At 60.0% G+C, this 17,974-nt stretch carries 12 protein-coding genes and 1 tRNA gene; 9 read left to right on the forward strand and 4 right to left on the reverse strand.

What is annotated here, in order from left to right; translation table 11 throughout:
* The first annotated feature begins 17 nt into the window (after positions 1-17).
* The gene (locus tag PW792_08380) at positions 18-752 is read left to right on the forward strand and encodes an HAD family hydrolase (protein MDE1161949.1); all 735 of its coding nucleotides are present in this window, start codon (positions 18-20) and stop codon (positions 750-752) included.
* Positions 753-755: 3 nt separating this feature from the next.
* On the opposite strand, the gene PW792_08385 is transcribed toward PW792_08380, so the two are convergent.
* Entirely contained in the window at positions 756-1,838 is a 1,083-nt protein-coding gene (locus tag PW792_08385) for an isoaspartyl peptidase/L-asparaginase (GenBank protein MDE1161950.1), read from the reverse strand.
* 95 nt (positions 1,839-1,933) lie between these two features.
* Here PW792_08385 and PW792_08390 point away from each other — a divergent pair.
* The 3 genes from PW792_08390 to PW792_08400 all read left to right on the forward strand — a co-directional run bounded on the left by PW792_08390 (position 1,934) and on the right by PW792_08400 (position 3,240).
* Positions 1,934-2,018 (forward strand) — tRNA-Leu (locus PW792_08390).
* Between the two features lie 210 nt (positions 2,019-2,228).
* Complete coding sequence (gene secG, locus PW792_08395) at positions 2,229-2,522, forward strand: preprotein translocase subunit SecG (protein ID MDE1161951.1); 294 nt, start codon at positions 2,229-2,231, stop codon at positions 2,520-2,522.
* 67 nt (positions 2,523-2,589) lie between these two features.
* Positions 2,590-3,240 (forward strand): MBL fold metallo-hydrolase, encoded by a 651-nt coding sequence (locus PW792_08400; protein MDE1161952.1) that lies wholly within the window; start codon positions 2,590-2,592, stop codon positions 3,238-3,240.
* 5 nt (positions 3,241-3,245) lie between these two features.
* Here PW792_08400 and PW792_08405 read toward each other — a convergent pair whose 3' ends face one another.
* On the reverse strand, positions 3,246-4,406 hold the full coding sequence (locus PW792_08405) for a pyridoxal phosphate-dependent aminotransferase (GenBank protein MDE1161953.1): 1,161 nt from the start codon (positions 4,404-4,406) through the stop codon (positions 3,246-3,248).
* Positions 4,407-4,450: 44 nt separating this feature from the next.
* On the opposite strand from PW792_08405, the gene PW792_08410 reads away from it, so the two are divergent.
* Both PW792_08410 and PW792_08415 read left to right on the forward strand, forming a co-directional pair.
* Positions 4,451-5,089, forward strand: coding sequence for an HAD family phosphatase (locus tag PW792_08410; GenBank protein ID MDE1161954.1), 639 nt, complete (start codon positions 4,451-4,453; stop codon positions 5,087-5,089).
* 155 nt (positions 5,090-5,244) lie between these two features.
* Positions 5,245-11,091, forward strand: a complete 5,847-nt coding sequence (locus PW792_08415; protein MDE1161955.1) for a choice-of-anchor D domain-containing protein — start codon at positions 5,245-5,247, stop codon at positions 11,089-11,091.
* Here PW792_08415 and ribB read toward each other — a convergent pair.
* Complete coding sequence (ribB, locus tag PW792_08420; GenBank protein MDE1161956.1) at positions 11,078-12,259, reverse strand: 3,4-dihydroxy-2-butanone-4-phosphate synthase; 1,182 nt, start codon at positions 12,257-12,259, stop codon at positions 11,078-11,080. The two genes, PW792_08415 and ribB, sit on opposite strands and share 14 nt — an antisense overlap.
* Positions 12,260-12,381: 122 nt before the next feature.
* Positions 12,382-12,609, reverse strand: coding sequence for a hypothetical protein (locus PW792_08425; GenBank protein ID MDE1161957.1), 228 nt, complete (start codon positions 12,607-12,609; stop codon positions 12,382-12,384).
* Between the two features lie 200 nt (positions 12,610-12,809).
* Between PW792_08425 and PW792_08430 the strand changes: the two genes are divergently transcribed.
* From PW792_08430 to PW792_08440, 3 genes are read left to right on the forward strand one after another with little or no spacing between them, the layout of a single operon-like run.
* Positions 12,810-15,287: a RecQ family ATP-dependent DNA helicase gene (locus PW792_08430; protein MDE1161958.1), complete on the forward strand. Its 2,478-nt coding sequence runs from the start codon at positions 12,810-12,812 to the stop codon at positions 15,285-15,287.
* A 14-nt stretch (positions 15,288-15,301) separates the two neighbouring features.
* Entirely contained in the window at positions 15,302-16,723 is a 1,422-nt protein-coding gene (gene glmU / locus PW792_08435; protein ID MDE1161959.1) for a bifunctional UDP-N-acetylglucosamine diphosphorylase/glucosamine-1-phosphate N-acetyltransferase GlmU, read from the forward strand.
* 41 nt (positions 16,724-16,764) lie between these two features.
* Positions 16,765-17,955, forward strand: coding sequence for an HD domain-containing protein (locus tag PW792_08440; GenBank protein MDE1161960.1), 1,191 nt, complete (start codon positions 16,765-16,767; stop codon positions 17,953-17,955).
* The last annotated feature ends 19 nt before the right edge of the window (positions 17,956-17,974 follow it).

A 17,974-nucleotide genomic window follows, 5' to 3' on the forward strand; every position in this document is an offset into this window, starting at 1 on the left:
GGAGGCCGATCGCTAGAATGAAAGTGATGGTCTATGTAAAGCAGAATGCGACCCCAACGCTTGGGCGGCAGACGCTGTTCTTCGATGCTGACGACACGCTGTGGGAGAACAGCGTGTACTTTGAACGCTCGATCGCCGCGTTCATCTCCTATCTCGATCACAGCGTTCACACCAGCGAAGAGGTCCGCGAGCATCTGAACCTGTGCGAGCAGGCCACGATTGCTGAACACGGGTACGGCTTGAAGAGCTTTCGTCGCTCGCTGGTCAACTGCTTCGAGCAGTTGACATCATCCCCGGCAACGCCGGAAAAGCACGAGCGTATCGTATCGTTCGTGAACTCTATCGCCGAGCAGGAGATTGAGTTGCTGCCAGGTGTCGCTGCAACGCTGGCAGAGTTGTCACAACGGCATACGCTGATCGTCGTAACCAAGGGTGACCTGCACGAGCAAACCGACAAGCTGCAACGTTCAGGACTTGCCCCCAGCTTCACCGCCGTGGAAGTGCTGGCCGAAAAGCACGAAGAGGCCTATCGACACCTGATTAGCAAGCATGGATGCGATGCAGCCTGCACCTGGATGATTGGGAACTCGCCCAAGTCTGACGTGAACTCGTCCTTGGCCGCAGGGTTGAACGCGGTTTTCGTGCCGCATGACTTCACGTGGGTGTTAGAGCATGAGTCGATTGAGCAGCCCGCCGCAGGGCGCAGACTGTTAGAGCTTGGCGGCTTCGCCGAACTGCTCAACCACTTCTAAGTTTTAGGGTTCGTCGTTGTAGATACCGAAGACAGGCGTTCCGCCTTCGACAAGGCGTGCGCGAAACATTCCCGGCGTATTGAAGCTCCACGTCATCTGCCCGTCAGGCGTCAGCGCGATCACACCGCCATCGCCCTTCAGGTCGGTGACTTCGTGATGGATCACTTCGTTGGCCGCGTCAGCCAGCTTCATCCCCTTGTACTGCACCAACGCGCAGATCGTGCGAGCCACCGTGAGACGGATGAAGTACTCGCCCGTTCCCGTGGCGGAGACAGCACAGGACTGGTTCGAAGCGTACGTTCCCGCACCAATGATGGGAGAGTCGCCGATGCGTCCCCAGCGCTTCGCCTGCGTGCCACCGGTCGTGGTTCCCGCAGCGACGTTGCCGTGGCGATCGCGAACCACCATCCCCGTCGTCCCCCACTTATGGATGTCCGGCGTTTCCAGCTCCGCCAGAGGTTTGGTGGGGACTGGCGGCACACCTGCGGGGCGCGGAGGAATCGGCAGATTCATCTTGTTCAGCGTGCGGATAAGCCCCTGCCAGCGCTGCTCCGTGAAGAAGAACGACGGGGGAACCTGCTCCAGTCCCTTCGACGCCGCGAAGGCGTCAGCCTCGGGACCGGCAAGAAAGACGTGCGGTGAATCAAGCATCACCGTCTTGGCCGCCGTTATCGGATGGCGCGTGGTGGAAAGGCTCGCGACTGCGCCCGCAGAGAGCGTGCGACCGTCCATAATGGAGGCATCCAGCGAGTTCTTTCCATCGGCTGTAAAGACAGCTCCGCGCCCGGCATTGAAGAGCGGGTTGTCCTCAAGCACCCTGAGCCCCGCTTCCACCGCGTCGACGGCAGAGCCATCCGCGTCCAGGACCTTCGCCGCAGCATGAATGGCCGTATCGAGCCCGGCGCGGTAGGCCCGCTCGCGTTCAGGCGTCATGGACGAGCGCTCGATAACGCCCGCGCCCCCGTGCATCACGATGCCCCACTTGCCTGCCGGAGCCTGCGCGTTCGACGAGACCAGGGCTGTGGAAGATTGATCCGAAACAAAGGGGTTAACCGCAAGAAAAGCCGCGAGAATCAAGGTCTTCATGCTCGCTATTGTTCCACGGCAAAGCTCTGCTATACTGAGTGAGTTGTTCGTCACTCCTGCTTCGCCGCTTATGCGCGTGTTGTCAGGGTACTCATGCGGAGGTGGCGAAATTGGCAGACGCACTAGCTTGAGGTGCTAGCGGGTAAAACCGTAGGGGTTCAAGTCCCCTCCTCCGCACCAAGATTGAGAAACGCCAGCCCTAGCGGCTGGCGTTTTCTTTTCCCGGAAGAGTGTTCCCTCGCAGGTTCCTTTGGGCGTTCCACCATGCTCTGAATATTTTTCAGCTAGAATAAGAAGGATTGTGCGAGGAGTGAAAGCTCCACTCACTACGACTTCCCTGCTCGACGTCTCAACACGCAGCGAGCAATGCAAAGGCAGCCCAGCTTTCCGATGGTTACAGCTCTTCTTATCCTGCACGTTACTGTTTGTCTGTTTCTGGTCGGTGTTGTTCTGCTGCAGCAGAGCAAGTCTGGCGATGTGGCTTCGGCGTTTGGTGGACAGGGTTCGCAGACAGCGTTTGGTCCCCGTGGCGCAGCCAACGTGCTGACCCGCCTGACGACCTGGTCGGCGATTATCTTCATGTTGACCTCGATCGGCCTGACGATCTTCATGTCGCGTGCAGGTTCGAGCAAGAGCGTACTGCACGATGCACCCAGCTCGCAGACAACGCCGGCGAAGAAGTAACGAACGGGTTTGATTCAAGGAAAGCGCGGGCTTCGGCTCGCGCTTTCCTGTTTGTGGGAGAGGCTAGATGATTCGAGAGACGTTTCCGGTAGGACTGCTTGGCTGCAACTGCACCGTGCTGGGCGATGAGCAATCGCATGAAGCCATGGTGATTGATCCTGGCGATGAAATCCCACGGATTCTCGCCGTGCTGGCCAAGCATGAGCTGACGGTGAAGCAGATAGTGGTGACCCATGCTCACATCGACCACATCGCCAGTGCGGAGACGCTGAAGCAGTTGACCGGCGCGCCCGTGGTCTACAACCAGAACGATCTGCCGCTGGTGGCGATGATGCCTGCCCAGGCCGCCTGGCTCGGGATGCCGGAGCCGAATGTGCAGCCCCCGGATCACTCCCCCGAGCAGGGAGATGCCGTCGGGGTGCGCGGGATCGCAGCCACGATTCTGCAAACACCGGGACACACGCAAGGCAGTTTGTGCGTGTGGGTGCCGGAAGAAAAACTGCTGATTGCGGGAGACACTCTGTTTGCCGGAAGCGTCGGGCGCACGGACCTTCCGGGTGGAAACGGCGGGCAGTTGATTGCGAGCATTCAGGAGCAGTTGCTTCCCTTGCCGGGTGAGACGGTCGTCGTCCCAGGGCATGGCGAAGAAACGACGATTGCTCGTGAAAAAGCGACAAATCCGTATCTGATCGGCGGCGGAGGCCTGCTGAAACTCTAGCTGCGTTATTCGCTGCTCAAAGGCAATAGAGCCAGCCCTCGTTGCCAATCATCCGGCGGCGTCAGCAGGCTGAGGACGATGCGTGCAGGGCCCATGCTGTAGAAATCTCCCGGCTGAACGAGGACTCCGTTCTGCAGAGAAGCGAAGGCAAAGGCTTGATAGTCGACTTCGCGAGGCACTTGCAGAATGACCGTCCAGCCACCTTCAACACGAAGCATGGACGAGTGAGTGCCACGAAGGCGATCTTTCAGGGCGGCGAGATTGCTCTCCATTCGCTCTTTGATTTGCTGCTGAAGAAGAGCGCGCTCCGGCAGCCAGCGCGTCAGGGCAAACTGCACGGGAGCGCTCATCGACAGGAACGTGTCGGCGATGATTTCTAGGCGTGCGAGAGCTTCACGAACAAGCTCGGCAGGCCCCGTTGTGACGATCCACGAAGCCTTCATCTGCGGCAGGCCACAGACCTTGCTCAGGCCGCTCAGCGTGAAAGTGAGTGCGGGAGATTCCGCTGCGGCAAAGGAGTCTTCCCGTTCTTCGAGAGCGTAGTCGAGGAAGACTTCATCCGCGATGAGAGCGAGCTTGCGTTCTGCGCAGAGCGCAAGAAGTTCCTGACGCTCACGCAGATGCACATAGCTTCCGGTGGGGTTGTTGGGATGGACGACGATGATGGCTCGCGTGCGTGGGGTGATCGCTGCGCGAAGAGCGTCGAAGTCGATCCACCACTCCTCGCTGGCGGGGTCGTAGTGCAGCGGATACTCCTGCAGCACCACGCCATCGAGACGTGCGATGTACTCAAAAAGCGGATAGCTGGGGCGCGCGATGAGGACGTCATCGCCGGGGTCGCAGAGCAGGCGAAAGAGGAAGCTGTAGGCCTCGCTGGTGCTGGTGGTTAGGCAGATGCTCTCAGGGAACAGCTTGCAGCCGAGCTCACGGTAGTATCCCGCGACCGCCTGGCGGGAGTGCTCCATACCGAAGGCGGCCGGTTCATAGGCGGCAGCGGCAGGATCGGCGAGCGGAGCCAGCAAGGCTTCGGCGTAACGGAAGCCGCAGCGGGTGGGATTGGAGGCGGTGAGGTCGATGATCGCCCCCCCAGCCGCGCGGTATGCGCGAACAGCGATGGCGAAGTCGTTCTCTTCTAATTCCCAGGCGGTGCGGTTGGAAAAGCTCACAACTTTATCGTAATGGCAGCCATGATGGGTAAAATCGGCGAGATATGAGTGAGATTCAAGCGGTGTTGTTTGATTACGGTATGGTGTTGAGCGGTCCTCCCGATCCGAAGGCGTGGGCAGAGATGAAACGGCTGCTCGGTGTTGCGAGTGAAGAGCGCTTTCATGCGGCGTACTGGAAGTTTCGCGATGCCTATGATCGCGGCGAGTTGACCGGCGAAGGTTACTGGGAGGCGGTGGCTAAAGAGCTTGGAGAAGAGGCCGAGGTCCGGGAGCTTCTGGACGCCGATACGATGCTGTGGACGCAACCAAATCAGGAGATGATCGACTGGGCCGTCGCCCTGCAGCACGGCGGATGGAAGACGGGGATTCTCTCCAACATTGGCGATGCGATGGAGCTTGGTGTGATGGCACGCTGGCCGTGGATGCGCGGTTTCACACACCACACGTTTTCGCACAGGTTGCGAATGGCAAAGCCGGAATTGGCGATCTATCGTCATGCAGCGGAAGGGCTGGGTGTGCCGGCGGAGGCTGTGCTGTTCGTCGATGACCGCGAGGAGAACATCGCCGCGGCACGAGAGGCAGGCATGAAAGCCGTTCGCTACAGCAGCCACGAGCAGTTTGTGGCCGATATGCAGGGTTCCGGTTGGGGCGAGCTGCTCTCGGCACCTCCGCAAAAAGCTTGAACTACAGAGGCATAAAACTTTCTGATTGCGCCCAAATCGGAACGATGTACTCTGTTCGGACACCGTAATCCCAGAATCAGACAGTACGAATACCCGATCTTCCATTGGTATTGAGGACAGGCTGCACTCAGAGCTTTACCGCAGCCCTTGCCACTATGAAGAAACTTATCGCTTGCCTTTGCCTGCTTGCCGCAGCTCTCTCCTTCCACGCGAGGGCTGAAGCTCAGTCCGTAAACGCTACGCAGACTTTGTTAACTCAGGGCCTGCTGGCTGCGAACGGCAAAGGATCGTTCAAAGCTGCGGCGTTCCTGCCCGATAGCAATCTCGTGCTGCTGATCAACCAAGGCGACGGCCTGAGGTTGGCCAAGACCGATGCCAGGGCCACGACGACGATCACGCAGGTGCAAAGCGGAGCAACGGGTGACGTGGGGATCGCCATGGCGGTGGATCCTTCCGGGAATGTGTACGTCGTTGGGACATCCTCCTCCGCGGTATTGAGCGGAACAGGCAGCGTACCTTTTCCCGCACGGGCAGATACGTCGACGAACTCCTTTCTGGCGAAGTTCGATGCAAACCTGAAGCTCGTCTTCCTGACGTTTCTGGGCTCGGGAAGAACCTCTGCCACAGGCGTCGCGGCGACAGCCGATGCTGTGTTCGTCACGGGCATTACCTACAACGCAACGTTCCCGGTGACCTCTGCCGGCATTCAGCAGGTGCCTGCGAGCGGGACGAGCGGCAACGGCTTCGTCGAACGCTTTTCTGCAGATGGCGCGACGTTGGTCTACTCCACCTACCTGACCGGCGCGGGCGGAGATACGAGCCCTGCGGCGATTGCTGCAGATGCTAACGACAATACTTATATCGCGGGCTCAACGAACGCAAGCGGCTATCCCACGGTGTCCGCACTTGAGCCTGCCATCTTCGCGACTCCCTCGGGCTTTCTAAGCAAGCTGACTCCGGCAGGCGATGGCTTTGTGTTCTCCACGTTTGTTGCGGGCGGTGGGCTAACGAGCCTTGCGATCGATGCAGGCACGTCAACATTGCTGGCGAGCGGAAACATCACGCTCGGCCAGTTCCCTGTCTCGGTGGCACCCATGCCTTTGGTCAATACGACCTACCAGGTGTTACTGCGCCTGGCGCTGGACGGCCAATCTGTGAGTTCAGAGACCGTACTGGCTCCTGCAAACACGTCGTACGCGTCGGTGGGAGCCAACGGAAGCGCATGGATTGCTGGAACGCTGGCGGTTCCCTTACTGCCGGGCAGCAGTTCGCCTCTGCTGTCGCTGGGGGAGGGCTTTGCCGAGCATGTCATCTCCAGTGGTGCAGTGGACCAGACGTTGCGAGTAGGCGGCTTGCAGGCTGACAACGCGTCCTATGCCAGCCTGTCGACAGCACCCGGAGCACCAGCAGCGAGTGCTTCTGTCGTAGCCATTCCGTTCACGCTGACGACGTCGATCGACGCGTCGCTGGTGAAGACGGAGCGTTTTGATGTGCCTCTTGTCGCGGCTCCGACAGCATTTCTTTCATCGGGCATGCGCGATGCCGTAACGGTCTGCACGAGCGGACGCTGTAGCGGAACAGCGGGGCTTCTGGCAGAGGCAAGCATCACAGCTTCAGCCGCAGCGCTGTCAATTTCTGCTGACGACATCCCCAATGTGACGATCAGAAACCTCGGGACATCTGCGGCCACGGGGATTGCGATTGCCGTAAGTGGTTTCACCAACACCACGAACTGCGCGAGCACGCTTGAGGTCGGAGCACAGTGCTCCGTGGCGTTGACGGGAAGCGGGCCAGGGTCGTTGAGCGTCTCAGCAGCCAACGCTGTGACAGCTACAGCAACGCTGGCGGCAAATACTCTGACGCCCGATGCGCTGGCGCTGAGCAGCTATGAGATGGACTTTGGCGTGGTGACGTCCTCAACGCCAGTGGCGCGAACCTTGACCGTGACCAATCTGACAGCGAGCCCCGTCACCTTCTCATCTGCAGCTGACGGCACTTTGACGACGACCTACACCTTCACGCAAACGACGACGGACTGTGCCTATGGAGGCGCAACGGGCAAGTACACGCTAGCTGCGAATGCAACCTGCCACATTACGCTCATGCTTACGCCTTCGACCACGGCCAGCAACGACGGCATCGTCAAACGGACGTGGCTGGTGGGAGCACGCGATGTCTTGCTGACGGGCTTCGCGGAAGCCGCTGCGCTGAATATTTCGGCGACCACAATCGACTTTGGCACACAGTTTTCCGGCGCAAGTGCGCTTCGCCTGCCGCGCTATCTGTTCGTGTCGAACAACTCAGAAGCACCGGTGACGCATACGCCGGTTGTGTTGGCCGCAGGGACTGCCTTCATGCTGACAGATGAGTGTCCCACGACCTTAGCGGCGCATAGCCTCTGCCGGATGACGATCGGATACGAGTCATCGTCTGCGCCATCGAAGGATTCGCTGACCATTACGGTAGATGGTGTTTCCGTACTGCTCACAGGCACGACGCTGCAACCAGCGACCGTTACAGGAAGCACTGCGAACCCGAACCTCAGCGTTTCCCCTACCGCAATTACGTTCGCCACTGCTGTAGCCGTAACGGGTATTTCCGGAACGAAGCAGACAGTGACGCTGAAGAACGCGGGCACAGGAACGATGGCTCTGGCCGTGTCTGCAAGCACGGAGTTCCCCTTCATCAACAACTGCCCCGCAACGTTGAGCGGAGGCGGGTCCTGCACGCTGGTTGTAGGCTTTGCTCCAGAGGCTCCGGGAGTACGGCAAGGGCTGTTGGCGATTACAGGCGGCAGTGGATTTGCGCCTGTCTATGTCACGCTAAGCGGAACAGCAACGGCTTTGCTGCCAACGAACAACGGCAATCTCAACGTAGGCACCACCTATGTCGGAGAACCAGTGGTGGCCTGGTACAAAGTACAGCAAGCCTATAGCTCGTTGACCGCGACAGTGAGCGGAGCAGGCTTTGGCGTGGTCTTCGCCAACGATACAGGCACCGGGCATCCGACGCTGGCGGCTTCGGCGTTTGTGCAGAGCACGACAGCAGCCTGCACCAGTTGCTGGGTTGGAGTTCAGTTTGCCACCGGAACCGCTGGCACGGCGAGCGGGTTATTGAGCTTCACTTCAACAGCCGGGGGCAGCACCTACAGCGTTTCTCTGAGTGCTGTGGCACTGCCGGTAGCAGGCCTGATTCTCTCGCCGGTGGAGCAGGAGTTTGGCACAGTCGCGACGGGAAGCTCGTCGGCTCCTGTCACATTTACGGTCGCTAACCTGCTGCAGAATAACGCTACAGCCAGCATCCAGAGTGTGTCGGTGACGGGAGACTTTGTGCTGTCCGCCACGACGGCGAATGGAGCGAACAACTGCACGGGAACACTGGCTTCAACCTCTGCCTGCTATTTGAGCGTGACGTTTGTGCCTTCGGCTGTTGGACAGCAAACAGGGTCGCTGACGGTGGTCACCGACATCGGCACCGCCAGTGCAACGCTGACCGGATATGGCAGCGCAAGCGCTGGCGTGGCGCTGAACCCAGCGGTGTTGAACTTCAACGATATTCCAGGCTCAGCATCGACACAGCAAACCGTGACACTGAGCAATACCGGCATCTCCGCGATCTCGGTTGGAACGCCAACGGTTTCTAGCACGGCGTTTGCAACCACGAGTAGCTGCAACATCGTGGCGCCGGGTTCTCTGTGCACCCTTGCCGTCACCTTCACCCCGCAGTCGGGACCGACGAGTGGAACGCTGGTGCTTCCCATCACCACAACGACCAATGGACAGAGCGCAACGACGAGCTACTACGTTGCCCTGAACGGAAACTATGCAGCGGTCGCAAGTGGACTGACGATTTTGCCCGACACGGCAAACTTTGGTGCAGAAGCGGTGGACTCGCTTGGGCTGACGCGGCAGTTCACGGTATACAACTTCTCCGCAAAGACGATGAACGTCAGCCTGTCCACGCCGAGGCAGTTTCCACTCAGCACGCCCTCGTCCTGCGCAACGCTGACCGCTGGAGCAAGCTGCGTCTTTTCAGCGAGCTTTCTGCCAGGCGTTGCAGGTGAAGCCACCGGAAGTGTCTACGCGACGGGAACGCCCACCGATGGGGCGCCCACGGTCCAGGCCCTGACGTATCTGCTGGGGTACGGAACCGGTAGCGGAGCGCTACAGGTGACGGGTTCCGCACTTGTACCGAACGCTGCGTTGAGTTTTGGGCAAGTGAGTTCCGGGCAAAGTAAGCAACAGACATTAACACTGACGAACACGGGCGCCTCTTCCCTGACGATACGGCGAGTAACGAGCCTGCCTCCGTTTGCGGCTTCGACGACATGCGGAGCGGCGCTCGCAGTGAATGCGTCCTGCGCGGTCACGCTGACGTACGCTCCGGTCTATGAACTATCCACCGCAGGAACTCCTCTCACGCAAGCCGGAACGCTGACGGTCGAGAGCGACGCGAAGGACTCGCCGTACACACTGTCGTTGACCGGTCAGGCGGTCCCTGCTGTCTCAAGCTCTCCAGCGTCAGGTTCCGTGCTGGCCAGCTACAGCCTGAGCCAGAGTTCACTGACGTTTGCAAATACCACTGTGGGCAACATGTCGGCATCGCAAACGGTGACGTTGACGAATACCGGCAACGCGATACTACATGTGTTGTCATTGCTGGCCGCAACGGACTTCAGCGCGACCACGGACTGCACAACCATTGCCAGCGGCGCGAGTTGCAGCCTTACGGCGAGCTTCTCTCCGAGCACACTCTCGACCGCCACGGTGCGAACGGGCACGCTGGAGATTCACTCCGATGCCTCCACGGCGCTGGAGTTCATCAGCCTGCTGGCGACCTCGACGCCTTCTCCGCTTACACTCTCGCCATCTGCTCTGGACTTCGGCACAGTGAACGTTGGCGCAACCAATCCGCTGAGCGTGATGGTCACCAACACCGCAGCGACACCGGTGACGTTTACAGGTGTCACCGCAAGCGGCGATTACACAACTGCGCGAGGGACATGCCCTGCCGATGGCTCGACACTGGCTGCAGGTTCCAACTGCACACTGACCGTCACCTTTGCTCCGACTCTTGCGGGCACGCGCACGGGCACATTGGACCTCGCCACGAATGCTACCCAACTTCCGTTAACGGTTGCTCTTACCGGAGTAGGCGCGCAGGCCAAGCTGACCGCCACGCCCGCTGCGTTGCAGTTCGGCTCGATCGCCGTTGGAGCTTCCGCTCAGCTCTCGCTCACTCTGCTGAACAGTGGCAACGCCACGGTGACAGGCATCGCGACGAGCCTGAGTGGAGCCAACGCCGCAGACTTTGCGGTCATTGTTCCCTGCTCTGTAACACAGCTCGCAGCGAACCAGGGATGCACCCTTACGCTTGCCTACACGCCTTCCAGTACAGGGGCTGAGGCAGCCTCGCTGGTCATAGTGAGCAGTGATCCGAACTCACCTATTACGGTTCCGCTAACAGGAACAGGCGTGGCTGCTGGGAGCTTCTCCTTGACGACAAGTGGTGGTGGCAACAGTGCCAGCGTGGCGGTGCAGACAGGCTTCCCCGCGGTCTATGGTCTTACGCTGACGCCGTTGAATGGATACGCCGGGCAAGTGGCGCTGACGTGCGTGCCGGTAACAACAGCGGTCTACGCGGGCTGCTCGATGTCTCCCACGCTGGTGACACTGAACGGGAGCAACGCCCAGAGCGTGCAGGTGACGATCACGACCGTCACCTCTCAGGCCAGCCGCATGATTGCCGCGACCGGGGTTCTGCTTGCGGGGCTGCCGCTGATGCTGCTGCGACGCCGCAATCGCAAGCTCGTTGGCTGGGCCATGGCATGTGCGATTGCGGCGTTGATCTTCGTCAGTGGTTGCGGAGGCGGAAGCGGCTCCACAGGCAACAACAACCTGCGCTACACGCCAACGGGAACCTATGCGTACAAAGTGACGGCCAGTTCCACCAGCGGCACAACGATCAGCAGCAGCGTGACGCTGAACCTTACCGTGCAGTAACCGCTGTGGGGATCGGCACCTGCTCGACGAGCTCGATGCCAAAACCGTGCAGCGCCGGAACGTGCGCCGGGTGATTCGAGAGCAGGCGGATGCGGCGGATGCCGAGGTCGGAGAGAATCTGGCCGCCCAGCCCTGTCTGACGCAGAATGCGGTTCGTCGGAGTTGCGTTCGACTTCTCGCGTGCAGCGTCAATACGGTGGAACCCAAGGCGCTGAGCAGCGTGATCCACCGTGTATCCCGGCTGGCCGTTGTGCAGATAGATCAGAGCACCGCGGCCGGCGGCCACGATAGCTTCCAGGCTACGGTCGACCGTTTCTCGGCAGTTGCAGAGCGTCGAGCCAAAGACAGAACCTGTGACGCAATGCGTGTGAACGCGAACGAGCACAGGCTCGTCGGTCTGGGTTTCAAGATCGCCGTAGACAAGCGCCAGATGCGACTCGCTTTCGGAGGCGCTGCTCAGGCTGGCTTCCGTCTCGTAGGCGATCGTACGGAACTCGCCGTGCTGCGTCGGGAGCATGGACTCGCCAACGCGATGGACGTAACGCTCATGCTGCATCCGATAGCGGATGAGGTCGGCGACAGTCAGTAGCTTGAGGTCGTGCTCGGCACAGAAGTGCTTGAGGTCGGGAACGCGAGCCATCGAACCGTCATCGTTCATGATTTCGCAGATGACGCCCGCAGGAATGCAGCCTGCCATGCGCGCAAGATCCACCGAAGCTTCGGTTTGTCCTGCGCGGACAAGAACGCCGCCCTTGCGGGCGCGAAGAGGAAAGACGTGGCCGGGACGTGCAAGGTCCTGTGCCGTGCTGCCAGGTGCAATCGCCACCTGAATCGTGTGAGCGCGGTCCGCAGCGGAGATCCCGGTGGTCACACCTTCGCGAGCTTCAATGGACTCGGTAAACGCGGTTCCGAAGCGCGAGGTGTTGTCCTGCGCCATCGGTCCTAGACGCATGGCATCGGCGCGTTCTTCGGTGAGTGTGAGACAGATCAAACCACGGCCAAACTTCGCCATAAAGTTGATGACTTCGGGCGTGGTGAACTCTGCGGCAATCGTCAGGTCGCCTTCGTTTTCACGATCCTCATCGTCGACCACGACGATCATCTTCCCCGCGCGAAAGTCCGCGAGTGCTTCTTCAACCGTAGAGAATCCGACTTCCTGCTCGCTCATGCAAAAACCTCAGTACCGCTTTCCTTCTTCTTATGGATGAGCAGGTCGGCGTGTACGGTGCAAAAGGAAACGGCGAGGCTGATTGGCCGCGCCGTTTCCGGGATATGTCTTTTTAAGAGTGACTAGAGAGTCGACTCGATCTCAAAGCCCCACGCTTCGAGAAGCGCCTCGGGGATGTACTTCGAGTTCTTGTTACGGCGAGCCCACTCGCGAAGGCGGGTGGAACGGATGTACTGATCCGGGGTCAGCTTGTACTCCTTCACAACCTGTTCAAAGGAGGTGATGGTCGGGACAACCGGGCCAATGGGCTCGGGCTTGCCCCAGTTAGGGTTACCGCGGCGCTTTGCCATGTAAATCCTTTCTGCTCAGGCGCCTCCATGGAGGAAGACGCAACAGTTTATGATACCGCGATTTCTCCTGTAATTCAAGGGTTTTCCTGCACTCTGCAAGGCGTTTGCCCAGGAAGCCAGAGAGGTACGCTCGAACAACGCCTAAAGCCCTCCGCAGAAGAAGCCACAGTGAAGATTATGCGAAACTAGGCGAGGTTCTCATGCCTTCTGCCTCTCCACATCGCGACCTCGGTGAACTGCTTCACGAAGTCTTCGGACATCGCGAGTTTCGACCGCATCAGCAGGTTGTATGTGAAGCCGCAGCGAGCGGGCGCGATGTACTGCTGGTCATGCCTACCGGTGCAGGCAAGAGTCTTTGCTACCAGCTTCCAGCCTTGGCGCGAGGAGCGACGGCGCTCGTCATTTCACCGCTCATTGCTCTGATGGATGACCAGGCGACGAAGCTTGAACAGCTTGGGCTGCGTGTCGCAAGAATTCACTCAGGACGTTCGCGTGAAGAGTCACGGCAGTCTTGCAGGGATTACCTTGCCGGGGAGTTGGACTTCCTGTTCATTGCCCCGGAGCGCATGCGCGTACCGGGATTTCCGGAGATGCTGGCCAAGCGCAAGCCTGGACTAATCGCTATCGACGAAGCGCACTGTATTTCGCAGTGGGGGCATGATTTCCGCCCGGATTATCGAACGCTGGGGCAGTGGCTGCCAGCGTTGCGCCCGGCTCCGATTGTGGCTTTGACCGCAACGGCAACGCCTAGCGTGCAGCGCGACATCGCAGTACAACTCGATCTTCAGGCGCCTGCAATCTTCATCACAGGTTTCCGCCGCGACAATCTCGCGATCGAAGTGCTAGAGATGTCCAAGCCGGAGCGCTCAGAGTTTGCCGCAAAACTGCTGAAGGATGACGCGGCGCGGCCAGCGATCGTTTACGCGGGATCGCGCAAGCAGGCGGAAGAACTCGCCGACAAACTGGGGCGGCACTTCCCTGTCGCGCCATACCACGCAGGGCTGGACGCAGCTACGCGAGAACGCGTGCAACGAGCGTTTCTCTCGGGCAAGCTGGATGTTGTGGTCGCTACCGTAGCGTTTGGCATGGGCGTGGACAAAGCCGATGTGCGAACGGTGATTCATGTGGCGCTACCAGGGTCGGTCGAAGCCTACTACCAGGAGATTGGCCGCGCTGGACGCGACGGCAACCGCTCACGCACGGTGCTGCTGCATGGCTTCGCGGACCGCAAGCTGCAGGAGTTTTTCCTCGAACGCAACTATCCGCCGACGAACGATCTCGAGCGCGTCGCTCGCATCCTTCCACCCGAGTTCACTCCGATCGATACACTGCACAACGTCCTGCGTAAACAAAAGGCCACGATGGACCGCGAGACGCTGGATCGGTCGATCGAAAAGCTGCTGGCTTCAGGGCTCGCGCTCATGGACATCGAAGGCAATGTGCGCGATGCGGGCGAAGAGATGGAAGGCGGAGCCTGGCAGAAGAACTACGAGTTGCAGGTCGCCAGCCGACGTTCGCAGATCGACCGCATGATTGCGTTTGCCGAGTCCACGCAATGTCGCATGAGGATGCTGGTCGAGCACTTTGGCGACCAGGGGGACCGGACAAAGAGCTGCGGCATGTGCGACATCTGCAACCCTGCCGGCGGAAGCGGACATGGAGCACGAACCCCAACGAGTGACGAGAAGCGCCTGCTGCTAATGATTCTCGATGCGCTGAGCGATCGGAGCACCTCGACAGGCAAGCTCTTTACCGAGCTGAAGATTACGAGTGATCGCAAAGAGTTCGACACGCTGTTGGAAGGGCTTGCTCGCGCAGGTCTGATTACGCTGGCGAACGACACCTTCCGAACACCGGACGGCAAGGACGTGACCTACCGCAAGGCCACCATCACGCACGAAGGCCGTGAGCCAGATGATCGGGCGCTGGAGACAGTGTGGATTCGTGGCGGGAGCGGGACCGGTGGCGCAACGAAGCGGAAGAGTTCCAGTAGCTCACGAACAAGTGCGCCGAAACGAGCAGCCGTGAACGACGATGCTCCCATGGATGCCGAGAGCACCGCGACCTTTGAGCGGTTGAGAGCGTGGAGAACCGCTGAAGCCAAGCCAACCAACACACCTGCCTTCATGATCCTGACCGACAGCGTACTGCGCGGACTTGCCGTAGCAAAGCCCAAGTCACTTTCGGAGTTACTTCAGATCAATGGCATGGGCCAAGCAAAGGTCGACCGCTTTGGCGCAGGGGTATTGGCTGCGATTCGTGGCGAAGGTCCAATCGCGACAAGTGCGGCGAAAAGTCCTGCCCCAGCCAAGCCAGCCGAACGCAAAGCTGCGGCACCTGTGGTGAATAAAGTGGCGGCCACTGCGGCTCCAAATGCACAGGCTACCCAGCCAAAGACAGTAGCCGCCGTTCGGCAACAGATTCGCGAAACTGCGACGGTGAAAGCCGTAGAGTTGACTCCAGAGCAGAAGGTGATGGAGACGAAACTGCGAGAATGGCGCATGGAGCGCGCACGCGATGCGGGGCTGCCGTCGTTCTTTATCGTGAGCGACACGGCTCTGCGAAGCATCGTAGAAACGAGGCCTCAGTCGCTGGAGTCGCTACGCGGACTGCATGGTTTGGATCGCGAAAAGGTAGAGCGCTTCGGCGCAGAGATTGTGGCGATCAGCCGCGCGTGAAAGGACACAGACAGATGGCACGGAACAGATGGGGCGTAGCAATTATGGCGGCGGGCAAAGGGACTCGGCTGAAGTCACGCCGGCCGAAGGTGCTGCATGAGATCGGTGGCCGTTCCCTGCTGTTGCATGTGATCGCGGCGGCAGAGACCGTCGCTCCGTCCAACGAGATCCTATGCATCGTGGGCCACGAAGCCTTGCGGGTAAAAACCGCTGTCGAGGCTACCGGAGTACAGTTCGTCGAGCAGACCGAGCAGCGCGGTACAGGTCATGCATTGCAGATGGTGAAGGCGTGGTTTGCCACCGGCGGCGCTCCCATGCCGGAGAACATCATGGTGCTTTCGGGCGATGTTCCGCTGATTCGTCCTGAGACGCTGGAGCGTTTTGCTGCTTTCCACGCGGAGCATAGTGCTGCGATGACGATCCTCACAGCGATCCCAGAAAGTCCGTTTGGCTATGGTCGCGTAAACCGCGCTGCGGCGGGTGCGGTAGACGTAACAGGCATCGTCGAGCAGAAGGATCTGCCGAAAGGAGACGCTGGTTCGCCAGAGATCAACTCCGGCATTTATTGCTTTCAGACAGCGAAGCTCTTTGCAAAACTCGACCAGCTTTCGAACAACAATGCCAGCGGCGAGTTCTACCTGACCGACGTTGCCGCACTGCTCGTCGCCGATGGGGAGAAGGTTGTCGCGACCGTCGCCGACAGCATCGACGAAGTTCTGGGAGCGAACACCATTGCAGAGATGATGCACCTGGACGCAGCGATGCGACTAGCTACGGCTCGCAGGCTGATGGCTCAGGGTGTGACGATCTTCCGTCCGGAGACGTGCGTGATCGACGCCGGTGTAGAAGTTGCTCCCGATACCGTGATCGAACCGTTTGTTCAGTTGCTGGGCACGACCCGAGTCGGCACCGAGTGCAGGATCCGCTCCTACAGCGTGGTGAAGGACTCCACCCTGGGCGACAACGTTCTGCTGCGCAACGGCTGCATCCTGGAAGATGCCGTGGTCGGCGATGGAGCGCTGCTAGGGCCGTATGCTCATCTGCGCCCGGGCAGCGAGATTGGCGAGGCGGCCCATGTCGGCAACTTTGTCGAGACGAAGAAGACCAAGCTTGGCAAGGGCTCGAAGGCGAACCATCTTTCGTACCTTGGCGATGCAGTGATCGGTGCGGGCGTAAACGTCGGTGCAGGCGTCATTACCTGTAACTACGACGGCGTCAACAAGACCGTGACGACGATCGGCGACGGTGTCTTTGTCGGCTCCGATTCCACGCTGGTCGCGCCGCTGACACTGGGCGAGGGAGCGTACATCGCTGCGGCTTCCTGCATCACCGAAGACGTTCCGGCAGGCTCACTGGCGCTGGGACGCAGTCGGCAGGTGGTGAAAGATGGCTGGGCTGCGGAACGCAGGAAGAAGCTCGGCGACCGCAAGAAGTAAGCCATAGTGTCCGCGTAAGCGACACCGTAACTGCTGATTCTATGCAGCCGATAAGGTGTCTGGCAGCACCTCTGGCGCAGTACCGCTGGAAGGTGTGCGCCGCAAGGGCAACCATCGGCATGGCGCAAACGGAGACAAATCGCGAACATCTTCTGCTCGTGGAAACAGAGGCCGGGGCGCGCATGCGCTCCATGCGAATGCTGCGGGAGTATGGCTACGAGGTCGCCTCTGCCTCGACTGCAGCCGAAGCGCTGGTGTACCTGGAGCTACATCCGGGCTGCAAGATCGTCGTCAGCGACGTTTTACTTCCGGCTGGGGCCAGCGGCTTTGCCCTCCTCGATCAGGTCTCGCGCCTACACTCCGACGTCGGCGTTGTTCTGATGCTGACAAGCGGAACTCCGCAACTCGCGGTCCAGGCGTTTCGTCGAGGAGCCGCAGATGTTGTTCTGAAGCCGCTGTGCGGAGTGGCTCTGCAAAACGCCGTTGCCGGAGCGTTGCTCCAGGGCGAGATGCGGCGGGAGACCGTCCGGTATGTTCGCAATCTGGAGTCTCTGGTGAGCGAACGCACGGGCAAGCTGCGGGAGATTATGGCCGATCTCGAACTCTCGTACGACGTCACGATTGAAGCCATGGGCGATGCGCTGGACATGCGCGACGAAGAGACGGAGGGCCACTCCAAGCGGGTCATGGCCTATACAGTGGCGCTCGCGAAGCAGATGCGGCTCGTCCCCCACGACCTGAAAACAATCGCTCGCGGAGCGTTTCTGCACGATATTGGCAAGATTGCGATCCCGGACTCCATCCTGCTGAAGCCGGGCAAGCTGACCGAAGAAGAGATGATCGTGATGCAGGGTCACTGCGAACAGGGCTACCGGATCGTTCGCAAGATTCCATTTCTGGAAGAAGCTGCCGAGATCGTCTACGCCCACCAGGAACGCTTTGACGGATCGGGTTATCCTCGCGCCCTTTCAGGCAGACAGATTCCCCTGGGAGCACGTATCTTTGCCGTCGCCGACACGCTCGACGCGATGACCTCTGACCGACCGTACCGGCGTGGTCTGAGCTTTGGCGACGCGATTGCCGAAATCGAGCGGTGTAGCGGAACGCAGTTCGACCCCATCGTAGTGGATGAGTTCCTGGCGATGCCTGGCAGCACCTGGCCCGCTATTCGGGCGGAAGTCGGTCGCCAGACCCATGCTGCCGAACTCGTTCGTGCAGCTTCGGCGGCTTGAAGTCCGGCAAAACCGAGCT

Source organism: Acidobacteriaceae bacterium (genome assembly GCA_028283655.1).
Lineage (GTDB): Bacteria > Acidobacteriota > Terriglobia > Terriglobales > Acidobacteriaceae > Granulicella.

Bases quoted from the DNA above. Each gene is read 5' to 3' on its own strand.
- PW792_08400 (MDE1161952.1), top strand. From the start codon at position 2,590: ATGATTCGAGAGACGTTTCCGGTAGGACTGCTTGGCTGCAACTGCACC.
- PW792_08380 (MDE1161949.1), top strand. From the start codon at position 18: ATGAAAGTGATGGTCTATGTAAAGCAGAATGCGACCCCAACGCTTGGG.
- secG (MDE1161951.1), top strand. From the start codon at position 2,229: ATGGTTACAGCTCTTCTTATCCTGCACGTTACTGTTTGTCTGTTTCTG.
- PW792_08440 (MDE1161960.1), top strand. From the start codon at position 16,765: ATGCAGCCGATAAGGTGTCTGGCAGCACCTCTGGCGCAGTACCGCTGG.
- PW792_08410 (MDE1161954.1), top strand. From the start codon at position 4,451: ATGAGTGAGATTCAAGCGGTGTTGTTTGATTACGGTATGGTGTTGAGC.
- glmU (MDE1161959.1), top strand. From the start codon at position 15,302: ATGGCACGGAACAGATGGGGCGTAGCAATTATGGCGGCGGGCAAAGGG.
- PW792_08430 (MDE1161958.1), top strand. From the start codon at position 12,810: ATGCCTTCTGCCTCTCCACATCGCGACCTCGGTGAACTGCTTCACGAA.
- PW792_08385 (MDE1161950.1), bottom strand. From the start codon at position 1,838: ATGAAGACCTTGATTCTCGCGGCTTTTCTTGCGGTTAACCCCTTTGTT.
- PW792_08425 (MDE1161957.1), bottom strand. From the start codon at position 12,609: ATGGCAAAGCGCCGCGGTAACCCTAACTGGGGCAAGCCCGAGCCCATT.
- ribB (MDE1161956.1), bottom strand. From the start codon at position 12,259: ATGAGCGAGCAGGAAGTCGGATTCTCTACGGTTGAAGAAGCACTCGCG.
- PW792_08415 (MDE1161955.1), top strand. From the start codon at position 5,245: ATGAAGAAACTTATCGCTTGCCTTTGCCTGCTTGCCGCAGCTCTCTCC.